We start from the raw sequence: 15,422 nt of genomic DNA, 5'->3' as shown, positions 1-15,422 counted from the left end.
CTGTCAGGGAGCTGGTTTTTCCGTTTCCTGTATGAGATTCTGGGTGTAGTAATTTCCATAGACCCCTGTGCCGATATGGGAGAAATCCCTGTCGAGCAGCACTTCCCTGTGCGCGGGGGAATTCAGCCAGCCATGGACGGCTTCGATGGCGTCCGTATAATTCAGCGCGATATTCTCCCCCGCTTTCTTCACGGTGATACCCGCCAGCTCCAGCCGGTTCGACAGCGATCCGGATGTCGGTGAGTCCTGTGAGAAATAATTTTGCAGGGCCATCTCCTTGCTATGTTCCCTCGCGACCACCTGCAACCGGTAGTCCCTCTTCAGCCTGCCCAGTTCGTGATTCGTCCTGTACAGGTTCGTAATATCGAGGATCTGCCGTTCAAGCGCCCGGTCGACGGCAAACTGGTCGTCGGACGACGGCTTCTTCACGTCCACCATCTCGCCCTTGTAGAACAGGTCATACGGCTGCTGCTTGACGAGCGTCATCGGGTCGATGAACCGGACCCCCTCCAGCTCCTCGCCGGTCTCGTCGATATAGAGCTGGGCGAACAGGCCGTCATATTGGATGAGCATCTTGTTTTTCACGTCTTCACCATTAAGCACGAACGTGTACTGGTTCTCCCCTACGCCGACTTCGAGTTCCGACTCGATCAGCGAACTGCGGTAGATGTCTTCACTGCTCTGCCCGTTGACATACGGGTACACATCCGCTTCCCGGTCCCCGCTGTAGATCTGGTTGACTGTCCCTTCCGCTACGCCAGCCATGATCATCGGCTTCGTATTATAGATCCACCACTCGAATCCATACGCGGACAAGTCTTTCCGATCGGGATTCCCCATTTTGTCCGTCAGCTTGGACGCCGGCTGTCCGACCCATGTCGAGATCCCCCGGACCGGCCGCGGCGCCATATTGCCTGCCTGCTGCTGAGATCCTTCCCCTCCGCTGATCGCCGTCCCCGGTTTCACAGGGGACTCCAGCGGATCGTTCTCCCGTATGCCGTCGTCCCAGAAGTAAAAGAATGCCAGGACAACTACTAACAGCAGCGCAACTTTCCATATCCGTTTCATTTCCCCTAGCACCTTCTTTCAGCTGCCTCTCCTTCTATTGTAATCAACTTCACAGCAGGAAGTCACTCTTTTCCCTCTGGAAAACCTTCCGTCCGGCCTCCCGACACAATGTTGCCATTGCAACCGCTTCCCTTTTGTTCTATGATTAGAGACGATTCGTTATCGATGAACTGTTCGTTAAGGAGGATGTTGGGATATGGATTTTATCAACACAGGGCTTGAGAATATTGCGGTCACGCTGCCGATCCTGAAAGAAGTGGCGGCAAGGTACGACTTGGTCCTTGCAGGACAGTGGGACTATGAACGAGTGACATTCGACAAAAAATACACAGTGGCAGAAGGGATCTACTACCTTCGTGTCTACGGGATCACACCCGGCGGTGACGTCGGCAGCAACGATGCAGTGATCGAATTCATCACCCCTCAGCTCGGGAAGCATTACTACCCGCACGGCGTCGAGTACGGCGAGGATGAGATCTACCCGCCATTCGTCGTCAACGACTCCAAGAAGACGATCGCCAATCTTGTAAAAGACCTGCAGGCAGTCAATCTGAAATAATACTATGCATGGACCACACACCGGCAGTACATCTTCCAGATGGACTTGCTGCCGGTGTTTTTCCGTTTGCCGGGTATTCGGTTCCCCGAAAAGCGGCGGGTTTCAGGACCTTCTGCTTTTCGTATCCATTTCCGTTTTCTTTGGCTATAATAGAAACAATACACAACTTGGAGGAATGCCGGGTGGCGAAGTGGCTGACAAAACGAACATTTCTTATTATCATCCTGACAGCAATCATAGTTGCTGCATTATTTTTCATTCTCCCGGTTTCGATACCGCTGATCCTGGCGCTGCTGACCGCGCTCATCATCGAGCCGCTCGTGAAACTGGTCGAGAACAAATTCAAGTGGAAGCGGAAACTTTCCGTCATTTCGGTCTTCATCTTCGTGATGCTGCTCGTGGCGCTCGGCGTGTACTATTCCATCACGTCGCTGATCGGCAGGATCATCCAGTTCACGAAGGACGCGCCGGACTACTTGAATTCACTGTCCGGTGCCTGGATCGATATGCAGGAGAAGATATTCAGATACACATCTGGACTCCCCTCCGATATCGTCAAGGCGACGCAGGAGCAGTTCACGACAGCGCTCAAGTCGTTCCAGACTTCACTGCTTGAACTGCTGAGCTACGAACGGATCGTCGCGCTGGCATCGGAAATCCCGAATTTCCTCGTGAGCTTCATCGTCTTCCTGATCGCCCTGTTCCTGTTCATGCTGGAGCTTCCGCAGCTGAAGCAGGGAGTGTTCAACCGCCTGACGGACAGGACAGCGGAGAAAGTGCGCTATATGACGACACGCCTGAATGCGACGATCATCGGGTTCGCGAAAGCCCAGCTGCTCGTCAGTTTCATCATCCTCGGGGCTTCGTTCGTCGGCCTGCTCCTCATCGTGCCGAAGTATGCAGTGGTCATGGCGCTCGTCATTTGGATCATCGACGTCATCCCGATCCTCGGGTCGATCATCATCCTGGCACCGTGGTCGCTCTATGAGCTTGCGAGCGGCGATGTCGCAATGGGCACGAAGCTCGCCATCCTGGCCGCCGTGCTGCTGATCATCCGCCGGACTGTCGAACCGAAAGTGATGGGCGCACAGATCGGGCTCTCCCCGCTGCCGACGCTGATCGGCATGTTCATCGGCCTGAAACTGTTCGGCGTCCTCGGTTTCTTCATCGGCCCGATGGTCGTCATCCTGTTCACGACGGCGATCGAAGCGGGAATCATCCGGCTGAATTTCAAGATTTAACGGTATGACAAAAAACACGCACCTCCCGAAATTACGGGAAGTGCGTGTTTTTTTCTGTTTCAGAACCCGAGGATGGCTTTGATCATCGAAGTCGTTTCGCCGCCTTTGTAGAATACATACAGCAACAGGTAGACCGCCACACCTGTCAGGGCCGCGAACACCCAGACGGTTGCCGTCACAGGGCCGAGACGGCGGTGGCGGGGCAGGTTGTCCTTGTATCCCGAAATGAGGGACAGGACACCGAGCACTGCACCGAACGTCGCCAGGCAGATGTGGAAGATGAGGAATACCGTGTAGTAGATCTTGATGCTGTCAGGTCCGCCGAATGATGTGTTGCCGACGATGACTGTCCTGGACAGGTAGATCACCAGGAACAGGAGGGCAGCGACGGACGCAGCGGTCATCACGTTCTTATGGGCATTCCGCCGCTGCTGTTTGATGAGGATCCAGCCGATAATGACGAGTACGCCTGAAATGACGATCAGTGCCGTGCTCAACGTTGGTAAAAGTGGTACATTCATGTGAATTCTCCATTTCGTTTCAGCGTCTGAAGTCAGCCATGCACAGTGAGTTTTTTACGTTCCAGCAGGTCTTTGCGTGTGATTTCATCTGCATTATCCTGTTCCTCACGATACCAAGTGATGAAGATCTTACCGATGATGAAGACATACAGCAGTTCCTGGATGACTTTCATGATGATGCCTCCGAGCTGCTGATCATACAGCGTCGGCATGTTGGTGAACAGTTCCGGTCCTGAAATGGACAGGCTCGACAGTCCGGACAATGTCCCGGCAGGCACACAGAGCGCCATCGCTTTCAGCCACGCTTCCCCGCTGTTATACGTTTCGTAAACCGGCACATCTGCAAAGATGATGAGCGAACACGCAGGTGTCAGCAGGATCGCACTGAGGATGACGTACCCGATCTTTTTCAGGCCGTGCAGCTTCGGCTCACCCGGCAGCGTATTGAAGATCGGCCACCAGAGGAACAGCGCAGACGCGAACAGCGTCAGGGTGAACGCGGTATGAAGCGGCAGGCTCAGTTTGATCGTATCAAGGACGAGCGGATAGTGATTGAGTGAAAACATCAGCGTGAAGAGCATCAGGCTGATGACCGGCTTCGTGAAAAACCGGATGACCGCAGCCACTTTCGGATAGCTGAACACTTTCTGCCAGAGGAAGTTCGGGATCCCCATGATGAACAGAGGAGCGATCACCAGAAGCAGCATGGCCATCTGCGCCATATGGACGGAAAACAGGATGTGGCCCATCAGATCCATCGGTGAGCCTTTCACAATATAGAGCAGGACCATCCCGGTGAGGAAAGTGGTGACCTGGCGGTTCGTCACAGGCTCCGTCCCCTCGAAGCGGGTCCTCCATTTCTTCGTCAGAAGGAAATACAGAATCGTCAGTACAGCAAGAAATACGAAAAAATACGGGCTCCACAACGCGCGAAAACCAAATATACTTAACGGCAAGTGCCCCAACTCCTTTAGTCAATACTGTTTTCATTATAGAACGTTCGCCATCAGAACACAATGAACGTTCTTTGACATCGTGTAAAAAGAAAACCCCCGACTCTGGCGGATGGCCAGAGTCAGGGGCATTTCTACACGCTTACCACCAGACAATCGTGACGAATGTCAGCGGGATCAGGAAGCCGAAGACAGCTCCTGTAAACATGAACATCTGCGGTACGCCATGTCCTTTATCTTTCATGTGCATGAAATAATAAAGCTGGAGTCCGACTTGCACTGCGGCGAAGAGGAACAATACCGGGATGACCAAGTATTGTGAGAACCCTTCGACACCTTGCTGGTAAGCAACGACGAATGTAAACGAGGCAAGTGTCATGAAAATCATCAGAGAGAACATCAATACTTGACCGCGCATCGTTTCTTTCGCACGGCGGATGTGCAAGTCCTGTTCAACAGGGGTTCTCTTGTACATTTGTACTTCTGCCATGTTATCCGATCACTCCCATCAAGTAAACTACCGTAAAGATGAATACCCATACGACGTCAATGAAGTGCCAGTACAGCGAGAACGTATAGTACTTAGTCGCATTATACAGGTTCAGGCCGCGTTTTGCATTCCGGAAGAGCAGGAGCGTTACCCAGACAAGTCCGATTGCAACGTGGAAACCGTGTGTTCCGACCAGTGTGAAGAAGGAAGAACTGAATGCACTGTTGCTGAAAGTGAATCCTTCTTTCACGTAGTGGGAGAACTCATACAGTTCCAGGCTGAGGAAACCGAGACCGAGAAGGGCTGTGATTCCGAGCCAGAGCTGCATTTTCTTGAAGTTGAAGTTTTTCATGTGGTACATCGCGTACACACTTGTCAATGACGACGTCAGCAGGAGAAGTGTCATGACGAAGACGAGCGGCAGTTCATACAATTCCTGTGTCGAGAATTCGAAACCGCTCGGTCCCTTGTTCTTGAGTGCCATGTAGGTCGCAAACAGTGTCGCGAACAGGATGGTCTCTCCGCCGAGGAAGAGCCAGAAACCGACGAATTTGTTCTTAGCTTCAAGCGTCGCTCGTTCCGGGTGTTCCGGCCACGTTTCAGGAGTGAATTTTTTGTTCAAGTCCATCAGAATTGACCCCCTTTGCGAGCATTGTCAATGTCACGCTGGATTTCTTCCTTCGTGACATGGAAACCGAGGTCATCCTGCAGGGAACGGGCAGACATCGCTACGAATGTCCAAGCAAGTCCAAAGATGAGCACCGGCAGTCCCCATGAAGTTTCCTGGTGGTACATCGCACCGAAACCGGCGACGAACATACCGAACGTCATCAGGAACGGGATGATCGAACCGTTAGGCATATGGATGTCGGAAACCGGTTCAGCAGGCGTGAGGCCTGTCATGTTGCCTTCCGATTTTTCGATCCATACACTGTCCAGCCCGCGTACGAGCGGAGTTGTCGTGAAGTTATAGAACGGCGGCGGAGATGGGATCGCCCACTCCAGCGTACGTCCGTCATGCCATGGGTCGTTGCCGACACGCTGGTTCTTCGCAACTGTCATGATGATATTGATCACCAGAACGATGACACCGATTGCCATCAGCAATGCACCGATCGAACTGATCATGTTCGCTGTGTTCCAGCCCTGTCCATCCATATATGTCCAGACACGGCGCGGCATTCCCCAGAACCCGAGCCAGTGCTGGATCAGGAACGTACAGTGGAATCCGACAAAGAAGAAGATGAACGTAATCTTACCGAGTGTTTCATTGAGCATCGTTCCGAACATTTTCGGCCAGTACAAATGCAGTCCGCCCAAGATGGCAAGCACTACACCACCGACGATAACGTAGTGGAAGTGAGCGACAATGAAGTAACTGTCGTGCAATTGGTAGTCAAGCGGTGCAGCACCCTGCATGACCCCTGTGACGCCCCCCATGACGAACGATGGGATGAATCCGAGTGCATAGAGCATCGGCGTCGTGACGGTGATGCTTCCGCCCCAGATGGTCAGGAGCCAGTTGAAGATCTTAACACCGGTCGGTACGGCGATCGCCATCGTTGCAACCGCGAAGATTGCGTTCGCTGTCGGTCCGAGACCGACTGTGAACATGTGGTGAGCCCATACCATGAATCCGAGGAATCCGATCAGCACTGTCGCAAATACCATCGCCGGATACCCGAAGAGGCGCTTGCGTGAGAAGATCGTGAAGATTTCCGAGAAAATACCGAATGCCGGCAAGATCAGGATATATACTTCAGGGTGACCGAAGATCCAGAAGATATGCTCCCAGATGATCGTGTTTCCGCCCATCGTATGGTCGAAGAAGTTACCGTTGAACATCCGGTCGAATGTCAGGAAGAACAAGCCGACAGTAAGCGGCGGGAATGCGAACAGAATCATCGCTGACGCGACGAATGTCGTCCACGTGAACAGCGGCATCCGCATGTACGTCATACCCGGAGCACGCATGTTGATGATCGTGACCAGGAAGTTGATCCCGGCCATCAGCGTACCGCCCCCTGCAATCTGCAGACCGATCGCATAGAAGTCGATCCCGTGACCAGTTGAGGCGAGGGACAAGGAAGCATAAGATGTCCAGCCTGCGTCAGGCACCTGGCCGACGAGCCATGAAATGTTCAGGAACAGTCCTCCGAAGAAGAACATCCAGAAACCGAGTGAGTTGATGAATGGGAACGCTACGTCACGTGCTCCGATCTGGAGCGGCATAATGTAGTTCATGAACCCGAACAATATCGGCATGGCAGCCAGGAAGATCATGGTCGTACCATGCATCGTGATTAAGTCGTTGAATAGACCTGCACTAACGAGGTCGTTGTTCGGCTTTAACAGCTGGAGACGGATGATCATCGCTTCGATCCCGCCGAGGACGAAGAAGAAACCGCCGCCGATCAGATACAGAATACCGATCTTCTTATGGTCGACTGTCGTCATCCAATCCCAGAATGCTGCGCCGAAGCTTCTTTTTTGAGCAACAGAACTCACGTTGTTTTACCTCCTCTTCAATATCGCATTACAGTTTACTGCTCAACGGAAAGTCCGAGCAGGTAGTCAGCCAAGTCGTCCAATTCCTGATCGGACAGCTGATTTTCGAATGAAGGCATTGTGTTGCCCGGTTTAAGTTTTTGTGGATTCTTGATCCATTCTTTCAGTTCTTTCTCATCATGCTTCAAGAAGCCGGCAACACGGTTGCGGTCTCCGAATGCAGCAAGGTTCGGACCTTGTGATCCGCCTTCACCGGCACCAGAAGTCGCGTGACAGCCGATACAGCTCGTCTTGAACACTTCCTCACCAGCTGCGTTTGCAACAACCGGCTTGTCTTTCGTAGCCTGCATGTTTTTCACCCATGTGTTGAATTCGTCACGCGGAAGTGTTTTGACCTTGAAGTCCATCAATGAGTGGGACGGACCGCACAGCTCAGCACATTTCCCGTAGAACACGCCATCTTTCAAACCTTTCGACTCCTGATCGAATGTCAGGTAGAACTTGTTCAAGTTCTCGACGTTCGTATCGAGCTTGCCGCCGATTGCAGGAATCCAGAAGGAGTGCTTGACGTCAGCCGCTTTCAAGTTGAAAAAGACTTTCTCTTTCGTCGGCACGACAAGTTCCTGTGCCGTTACGATACCGAGATCCGGATATTCGAACTCCCACCAGTACAGCTTCGCAGTGACGTCGACTACCAAGTGCTTGGCATTGCCGTCATCATCGACTTCCTCCATCGCTTTCACATCACCGAGTTTGTACGTGTAGTACACCGTCGGGACTGCAAGGATGATAATGAGGATGATCGGGATGATTGTCCAAATAAGTTCCAGTTTCTGACTGCCTTCCGTCTGTTCCGGAATGAAGTCATCCCCTAATTTCGAACGTCTGAAACGAAGCAGTGCTACTACGTAAATCGCAACTACGACAATAATGACAAACAGCATGATACCAGATGACAGCATCAGCAGCTTAAACTGGTCCTTACCTACCTGACCAGCCGGCAGAAGCGTGGATAGTTCCTGTTGGCCGCATCCTGCCAGAAATACAGTCAATACAGCTAACAAAGAAAAGAGACGCCATTTTTTGAGTCCTTTCATCATCGCTTCATAATCCCTCTCTTTCTAATAGTGTTTTCTTCCATCGAGGAGCAGTAACCTCTCTATAATGAATTCCTGTCAAAGAAAGAATTCCAGCGGGTCAGATGAATATCGAGAAGATAATCATCGATACAAAAAGAATCGTCATGTAGTTCAGTGAGTAGATGAACATGGACATCGCCCATTTCAAGTCATCCTTTGCACGGAATCCCTTCAGTGCGAGCGCAAGCCAGCCGATGTTCAGCAAGGTGGCCAAGATGATGAATGCGGTGCCGAGACCGCTCAGCAGAAATGGCAGCGGGAACAGCAGCACGACCCATGCAAGCATGGATTTCTTCGTGCGGGCGAATCCCTTCACTACAGGCAGCATCGGTATTCCTGCGGCCCGATATTCCTCCGTCTTCTTCATGGCCAGCGCGTAGAAATGAGGCGGCTGCCAGACGAACATGATGAGGAACAGTGCCCAGGCTCCGAGACCGAGTGACGGATCCACTGCAGCCCAGCCGATCAGCGGCGGAATGGCTCCTGACAGGCTTCCAACAATCGTGTTTGCGACATGTCGCCGTTTCGACCACATCGAGTAGAGGACGACGTAGCTGAACACGCCAGCGAGGCCGAGCCATCCGGTTGTCGGGTTCGCTGAGAACAGCAATCCTTCGCCGATGACGATGAACCCGAGTGCGGCAGTGAGGACGGCAGGTGCTTTGAAGCGCCCTGTCACGGTCGGACGGGTTTTGGTGCGTGACATGATCGGGTCGATATCCCGGTCGATCAGGTTGTTCAGTGCAGCCGAGCCGGCAATGATGAGGGCGGTTCCAAGAAGCACTGCAATCATGAGATCCAGTCTATGTACGAAATTGATGCCTGCAAACTGGAATGCAACGAACAGACCTGTAAACGCGGTGATCAGGTTGGAATTCACGATCCCGATTTTGATGAGCGCCAGGAAATCCTTCAGGAATGTAGGCGCGATCGCAGTCTCCGGTGCCGTCTGTGCAGCAGTCGTTCGACTGTTTGACATTTGACTCCCCCTTTCAAAGCCGGTTGAAAATGACCGCTATACTTAACTATATCGAAAATCCTTCACAATTTCTATACATAATCGCAATTTGTATAGAATTGCACACTCACGCAAGGATTTATACAGTGCACATTCTATAGTAAATCATTCCTCCCTGTCATTTGTGAAGTTATCAGGTCTTTTTTATGAACGTTTTGTGAAAAACAGGCTGGTCCCCTGTCTAATTCGTTTCCGCCATTGTGTTTTACCAGCCGTTTCTCTATCATTAAAAATTAGAGACCTTTCCAAACGGTCGACATATCTCAAAAGAAGGTGTCCTTGTTTGAAACGATATAACTACTTGAAATGGTTTGCCGTCGCAGCGACCATCGGGATGCTGCTCATCATGCTCGGCGGAGCGCTCGTTACGAAGACGGACAGCGGCATGGGCTGCGGCCGGCACTGGCCGGGCTGCAACGGCCAGCTGATCCCCGATGAAATCACGACCGAAGTGCTCATCGAATTCTCCCACCGCGTCGTTACAGGTGCTGTCGGGATTTTAATCGTCGTCCTCGCCGTCTGGTCGTGGAAAGCGATCGGACATGTCCGGGAGACGAAGTTCCTCGCCTCCATGGCTGTGTTCTTCCTCATCCTGCAGGCGCTGATCGGGGCCGCCCAGGTGAAATGGGGGCAGGGCGACTTCATACTCGCACTGCATTTCGGGATCTCGCTCATTTCGTTTGCAGCGGTGCTGCTGCTGACGCTGCTCATCTTCGAAGTCGATAAGAAGTTCGATGCGGACCGCCTGAAAGTCGGCAGGAAACTGCGGTTCCACACAGTCGGCGTGACAGTCTACTCGTACCTCGTCATCTACACCGGTGCGCTCGTGCGCCATACGGAGTCGAGTCTCGCATGTGCCGACTGGCCGCTCTGCCGGAATGACCGGTTCGAACTGCCGTCCAATCTGAACGAATGGGTGCAGATGGGCCACCGGACCGCCGCCGCCCTTATCGTCCTTTGGATAGCGTATATCGCGTTCCATGTGTACCGGAACTACCGGGACCAGAAAGTGCTCGTCTGGAGCTGGTCGATCGCACTGGCGCTTGTGCTCGCACAGGCATTCACCGGAATGCTGTCCATCTTCACGCGGCTCGATCTGATCGTCGCTCTGTTCCACTCCTTGTTCGTCACGCTGCTGTTCGGCCTGCTGACGTATATGATCCTCCTGCTGTCGCGTGTCAGGGAATCGCAGAAGTAACGAATGAAACAGCCGCCCGGGGCTTTGTCCCCGGGCGGCTGTTTGTTTTGTCAATGTTCCAGTTCGATCAGCAGGTCACCAGTTGAAATCGCTTCGCCCGGCGACACGAAGATCTCCTTCACGACCCCGTCATACGGCGTCTGGATCGTCGTTTCCATCTTCATCGCCTCGGTGATCAGCAGATGCTGGCCGCGGCGTACGCGGTCGCCTTTCGCGACGGCGATCTGCAGGACGGTACCCGGCATGGTCGCAGCGATATGCGCGTCATTCCCTGGATCCGCCTTCAGTTTCTTCACGACGTCCGCTTCGACGCTGACGTCCTGGATGACGACTTCACGCGGCTGGCCATTCAGTTCGAAGTAGACGATGCGCGTGCCGTCTGCCTGCGGTTCGCCGATCGAGACGAGCTTGACGATGAGTGTCTTCCCTTTCTCGATCTCCACTTCGATCTCTTCCCCGAGACGCATACCGTAGAGGAATTCAGGCGTCTGGATGACGGACAGGTTGCCGAAATCATTGTGCATGGCCGCATACTCATCGAACACTTTCGGGTACAGCGCAGAGGCCAGCGCATCTTTCATCGTAACCGGTCGCTGAAGCTTCTCCTCGAGGTCCGCTTTCACCTGTTCGAAATCGATCGGTTCCAGCAGTTCGCCCGGCCGTTCCGTCAGCGGCTTGCGGCCTTTCAGGACGACTTTCTGCAGCTCTTCCGGGAACCCGCCGTACGGCTGGCCGATATAGCCTTCAAAGAATTCGATGACCGATTCAGGGAAATCGATGGAATTGCCGCGTTCGATCACCGCTTTTTCATCCAGCTCGTTCTGCACCATGAACAGCGCCATATCCCCTACCACTTTCGATGACGGGGTCACTTTCACGATGTCGCCGAACAGCATGTTGACGCGGGAGAACATCTCCTTCACTTCTTTCCAACGGTTGCCGAGGCCGACGCCTTTCGCCTGCTGCTGCAGGTTCGAGTACTGACCGCCCGGCATTTCGTGGACATACACTTCCGAATGCGGACTGATCATGCCGCTTTCGAAGTGGGAATAGAAGGCCCGCACGTCTTCCCAGTAGAACGACAGCTCTTCGAGTGCTTTGATATCTGTCCGTACGCCCCGATTGCCGTACTGCAGCGCATAGAACAGCGAGTTCGCGGACGGCTGGGACGTCAGCCCTGACATCGCGCCGAGAGCCGTGTCGACGATATCCACGCCCGCTTCGATTGCGCGCGTATACATGGCGATCCCATTGCCGCTCGTATCGTGCGAATGGAGGTGGATCGGGATATCGACCGTCTCCTTCAGTTCGGAGATGAGACGGTAGGCGGCTTCCGGTTTCAGCAGACCGGCCATATCTTTCAGTGACAGGATATGGGCACCGGCGTTTTCGAGCTCTTTCGCCATCTCTTTGTAATAGCTGACCGAATACTTCGTCCGCAGCGGATCGAGGACGTCGCCTGTATAGCACAGCGCCGCTTCGGCCACTTTGTTCTCCTGGCGCACCGCATCGATCGCCACTTCCATCCCTTTCAGCCAGTTCAGGCTGTCGAAGATCCGGAACACATCGATCCCGGACGCAGCAGCCTCTTTGACGAACTCACGGATGACGTTATCCGGATAGTTCTTGTAGCCGACAGCGTTCGCACCGCGGAACAGCATCTGGAACAGCACATTCGGGATCTGTGCACGCAGGACGGCCAGCCGTTCCCACGGATCCTCTTTCAGGAACCGGTACGACACGTCGAACGTCGCGCCGCCCCACATTTCGAACGAGAACAGGTCCGGCATGAGCCGTGCGGATTCAGCAGCGATGTTCGCCATGTCCGCAGTCCGTACACGGGTCGCTAGCAGCGACTGGTGGGCGTCGCGGAACGTCGTATCCGTCAGCAGCACATCCTCCTGCTCCTTTACCCATGCAGCCAGCCCGTCTGGTCCGCGCTCATCGAGGATCTGCTTGGTCCCCGGCTTCGGCGGTATCGACAGATCGATTTCCGGCTTGCGCGGCGTGGCGTAAACCGGCTTGGACTGTCGGCCGATCCCCGGGAAGCCGTTGACGGTGATCGTCCCGAGATAATTCAGCACTTTCGTTCCGCGGTCTTTTTTGACTGGGAATTCGAACAATTCAGGAGCCGTGTCTATGAAGCTCGTCGTATAATCACCTGTGAGGAAACTCTCATGCCGGACGACGTTTTCTAGGAACGGAATATTGGTCTTGATGCCCCTGATGCGGAATTCCTGGAGGTTGCGGTCCATCTTGGCTGCCGCTTCCCGGAACGTCACACCCCATGTCGATACTTTCACGAGCAGTGAATCATAATAAGGCGTGATGACAGCCCCCTGGAACCCGTTTCCTGCATCGAGCCGCACTCCAAATCCGCCTCCCGAACGGTAGACTGACAGTTTGCCTGTGTCCGGCATGAAATCATTGAGCGGATCTTCCGTTGTTACGCGTGCCTGGATGGCGTAGCCGAACAGCGGAATCTTGTCCTGTTCCGGCACGGCAGCATGACCTGCATGCAGGTCCTCACCATCGGCGATGAAAATCTGGGTATGGACGATATCGATACCGGTCACCATTTCGGAGATCGTATGCTCCACTTGGATCCTCGGGTTCACTTCGATGAAGTAGTATTCGCCGTCCGCCACGAGGAACTCGACTGTGCCTGCGTTTATGTACCCGACATTCGCCATCAGTTTGACTGCGGCGTCGCAGATTTCCTGGCGCAGCTCCGCAGACAGGGAAATGGCCGGTGCGATTTCGACCAGTTTCTGATGGCGCCGCTGCACGGAACAGTCGCGCTCGTACAGATGGACGATATTGCCATGTGTGTCGCCGAGTATCTGGACTTCGATATGCTTCGGTTCACGGATCAGCTTTTCAACATATACTTCGTCCGATCCGAAAGCGGAATTCGCTTCCGACTTCGCCCGGCTGTACGCTTCCTGCACCTCGTCTGCATGCTCGACGATCCGCATGCCGCGCCCTCCGCCCCCGAGCGATGCCTTGATGATGATCGGATAGCCATGCGACGTCCCGAACGCTTCGACATCCTCGACGGAATCGACCGGTCCGTCCGTACCCGGAATGACGGGAATACCGGCACGCACCGCCTGTGTACGCGCTTTCACTTTATCGCCGAACATCTCCAGATGACGGGAAGCCGGACCGATGAAGATGATCCCTTCCTGTTCAAGGCGTGCAGCGAACTCCTCATTTTCAGCAAGGAAGCCGTACCCCGGGTGGACCGCATTGGCCCCAGAGTGCTTTGCGATTTCAATGATCCCCTCGATATCCAGATACGCATCGATCGGCTTCTTCCCTTCACCGATCAGATACGATTCATCCGCTTTATAGCGGTGGAACGATCCCCGGTCTTCCGCTGAATAGATTCCGACAGTCGGGATCTGGAGTTCCGTGCACGCACGGAAGACACGAATTGCAATTTCCCCACGGTTTGCAACCAAAATCTTCTTGATCGATTTCATTTCCACCTTAGGCACGCCCTTTTCTATTTTTTCTGCTCATATCTAGTGAACATTGAAATATTCATCAATATTCCTAATGCTAAAGATAACAGAATAATCGAAGTTCCGCCATAACTAATAAACGGAAGCGTCACGCCGGTCAGCGGAATCAGCCCCGTCAGGCCTCCGAGGTTGACGAAGGTCTGGATGCCGATGAGCGCGCCGATTCCGGAAGCGAGCATCCTCGCATGGGGATCCGCCGTCCTGAGCGCAATCGTAAGTGCGCGGAAGACGAGGAAACCGAGCCCTCCGATGACGATCGCTGATCCGAAGACACCGAGTTCCTCCGAAATGACCGCCATGATGAAATCCGTATGCGGTTCAGGCAGGTAGCCCATCTTCTGCACGGAATTGCCGAGGCCGAGGCCGAACACACCGCCGGCCCCGATCGCGATATAGCCGTTGACGATCTGCAGTCCTGATGTCTGCATATAGTCGAAAGGAGCCCGGAAAGCCGTCAGCCGGCCGATCCGCCCGCCTGTCATAACGCTATCCCAAGCAAAGTAAAGGACAATGCCGACCACGACTAGCATGGCGGCAACAAAACCGCTCAATTTGCCGAACGTCTTCAGGCTGATGCCGCTCGCCGCCATGACACAGATCGCCGTCATGATGATGATGAACGTCGCCCCGATATCCGTCTCGAACATGATCGAACCGACCGCAGCGCCAAGAAGGAGGATCGGCGGCATGATGCCTTTGTTGATGTCATTTATGGTGCCGGCATCGTACTTGTTCGCGAACGCACCTGCGAAGTAGAGGATGATGACGATCTTCGCGACTTCGGATGGCTGCAGGCTGCCGATCGGCAGGTTGATCCAGCTTTGTGAGCCGACTTCCCCGCCGAACCCGATGAAGTGCACAAGGACGAGCAGGAAGAGCATCACTGCGACTGAAATGATCATAAATAGCTTTTGCCGGTATAACTTATATGGAAGGAACGCAGTGAACAGGAAGGCAGGAATGGCGATGAACACGCTCCTGAGCTGCTGGTTGAAGAAAAAATCCGCCGGTTTGCCGTACCGGTTGGCAGCCCACACCATGCTGGAGGAGTAGACCATGACCAAACCGAACAGGATCAGCAGTAAGTATGTAAAAAATAACGGAAAATCGAAGTGGCGGAAGAGCCGTTTTGCATAACTTTTCAAGAAAATCCCTCGTATCTGTAAATAAAAAACTCAAACTGTAAGTGAGTTTGAG

13 protein-coding genes are annotated in these 15,422 nt (G+C 53.6%); 3 read left to right on the top strand and 10 right to left on the bottom strand.

Annotated elements, in window-relative coordinates; genetic code table 11:
* Window positions 1–3: 3 nt before the first annotated feature.
* Window positions 4–1,068 carry a CAP domain-containing protein gene (locus tag NFU03_RS00910; protein ID WP_251635299.1) on the bottom strand — a complete coding sequence of 355 codons (1,065 nt, stop codon included), beginning with the start codon at window positions 1,066–1,068 and terminating at the stop codon, window positions 4–6.
* A gap of 196 nt (window positions 1,069–1,264) precedes the next feature.
* Between NFU03_RS00910 and NFU03_RS00905 the strand changes: the two genes are divergently transcribed.
* The gene (locus NFU03_RS00905) at window positions 1,265–1,627 is read left to right on the top strand and encodes a YugN family protein (protein WP_251635297.1); all 363 of its coding nucleotides are present in this window, start codon (window positions 1,265–1,267) and stop codon (window positions 1,625–1,627) included.
* Window positions 1,628–1,809: 182 nt separating this feature from the next.
* Entirely contained in the window at window positions 1,810–2,868 is a 1,059-nt protein-coding gene (gene ytvI / locus NFU03_RS00900; protein ID WP_251635295.1) for a sporulation integral membrane protein YtvI, read from the top strand.
* 59 nt (window positions 2,869–2,927) lie between these two features.
* Here the strand turns inward: ytvI and NFU03_RS00895 are convergent, their stop codons facing one another.
* The 7 genes from NFU03_RS00895 to cyoE form a co-directional block, all read right to left on the bottom strand.
* Window positions 2,928–3,389 (bottom strand): DUF420 domain-containing protein, encoded by a 462-nt coding sequence (locus NFU03_RS00895; RefSeq protein WP_251635293.1) that lies wholly within the window; start codon window positions 3,387–3,389, stop codon window positions 2,928–2,930.
* A gap of 32 nt (window positions 3,390–3,421) precedes the next feature.
* A complete protein-coding gene (ctaG, locus tag NFU03_RS00890) occupies window positions 3,422–4,345 on the bottom strand; it encodes a cytochrome c oxidase assembly factor CtaG (protein ID WP_251635291.1) in 924 nt (307 codons plus the stop codon).
* A 139-nt stretch (window positions 4,346–4,484) separates the two neighbouring features.
* Window positions 4,485–4,832 carry a cytochrome C oxidase subunit IV family protein gene (locus NFU03_RS00885; RefSeq protein WP_251635289.1) on the bottom strand — a complete coding sequence of 116 codons (348 nt, stop codon included), beginning with the start codon at window positions 4,830–4,832 and terminating at the stop codon, window positions 4,485–4,487.
* A 1-nt stretch (window position 4,833) separates the two neighbouring features.
* The gene (locus NFU03_RS00880) at window positions 4,834–5,460 is read right to left on the bottom strand and encodes a cytochrome c oxidase subunit 3 (RefSeq protein WP_251635287.1); all 627 of its coding nucleotides are present in this window, start codon (window positions 5,458–5,460) and stop codon (window positions 4,834–4,836) included.
* Window positions 5,460–7,340: a cytochrome c oxidase subunit I gene (locus tag NFU03_RS00875; protein ID WP_251635285.1), complete on the bottom strand. Its 1,881-nt coding sequence runs from the start codon at window positions 7,338–7,340 to the stop codon at window positions 5,460–5,462. The genes NFU03_RS00880 and NFU03_RS00875 overlap by 1 nt, the downstream gene beginning before the upstream one ends.
* 35 nt (window positions 7,341–7,375) lie before the next feature.
* Window positions 7,376–8,440 (bottom strand): cytochrome c oxidase subunit II, encoded by a 1,065-nt coding sequence (coxB, locus tag NFU03_RS00870; RefSeq protein ID WP_251635284.1) that lies wholly within the window; start codon window positions 8,438–8,440, stop codon window positions 7,376–7,378.
* A gap of 97 nt (window positions 8,441–8,537) precedes the next feature.
* The gene (gene cyoE, locus NFU03_RS00865; protein ID WP_251635283.1) at window positions 8,538–9,458 is read right to left on the bottom strand and encodes a heme o synthase; all 921 of its coding nucleotides are present in this window, start codon (window positions 9,456–9,458) and stop codon (window positions 8,538–8,540) included.
* 322 nt (window positions 9,459–9,780) lie between these two features.
* On the opposite strand from cyoE, the gene NFU03_RS00860 reads away from it, so the two are divergent.
* A complete protein-coding gene (locus NFU03_RS00860) occupies window positions 9,781–10,695 on the top strand; it encodes a COX15/CtaA family protein (protein ID WP_285835396.1) in 915 nt (304 codons plus the stop codon).
* 50 nt (window positions 10,696–10,745) lie between these two features.
* On the opposite strand, the gene pyc is transcribed toward NFU03_RS00860, so the two are convergent.
* Complete coding sequence (gene pyc / locus NFU03_RS00855) at window positions 10,746–14,183, bottom strand: pyruvate carboxylase (RefSeq protein ID WP_251635282.1); 3,438 nt, start codon at window positions 14,181–14,183, stop codon at window positions 10,746–10,748.
* A gap of 23 nt (window positions 14,184–14,206) precedes the next feature.
* Window positions 14,207–15,370, bottom strand: a complete 1,164-nt coding sequence (locus tag NFU03_RS00850) for an FtsW/RodA/SpoVE family cell cycle protein (RefSeq protein ID WP_251635281.1) — start codon at window positions 15,368–15,370, stop codon at window positions 14,207–14,209.
* Between the last annotated feature and the right edge of the window lie 52 nt (window positions 15,371–15,422).

The organism is Sporosarcina sp. NCCP-2716, from assembly GCF_023707985.1.
Classification (GTDB): domain Bacteria; phylum Bacillota; class Bacilli; order Bacillales_A; family Planococcaceae; genus Sporosarcina.
This window is presented reverse-complemented; position numbering and strand designations above follow the sequence as displayed.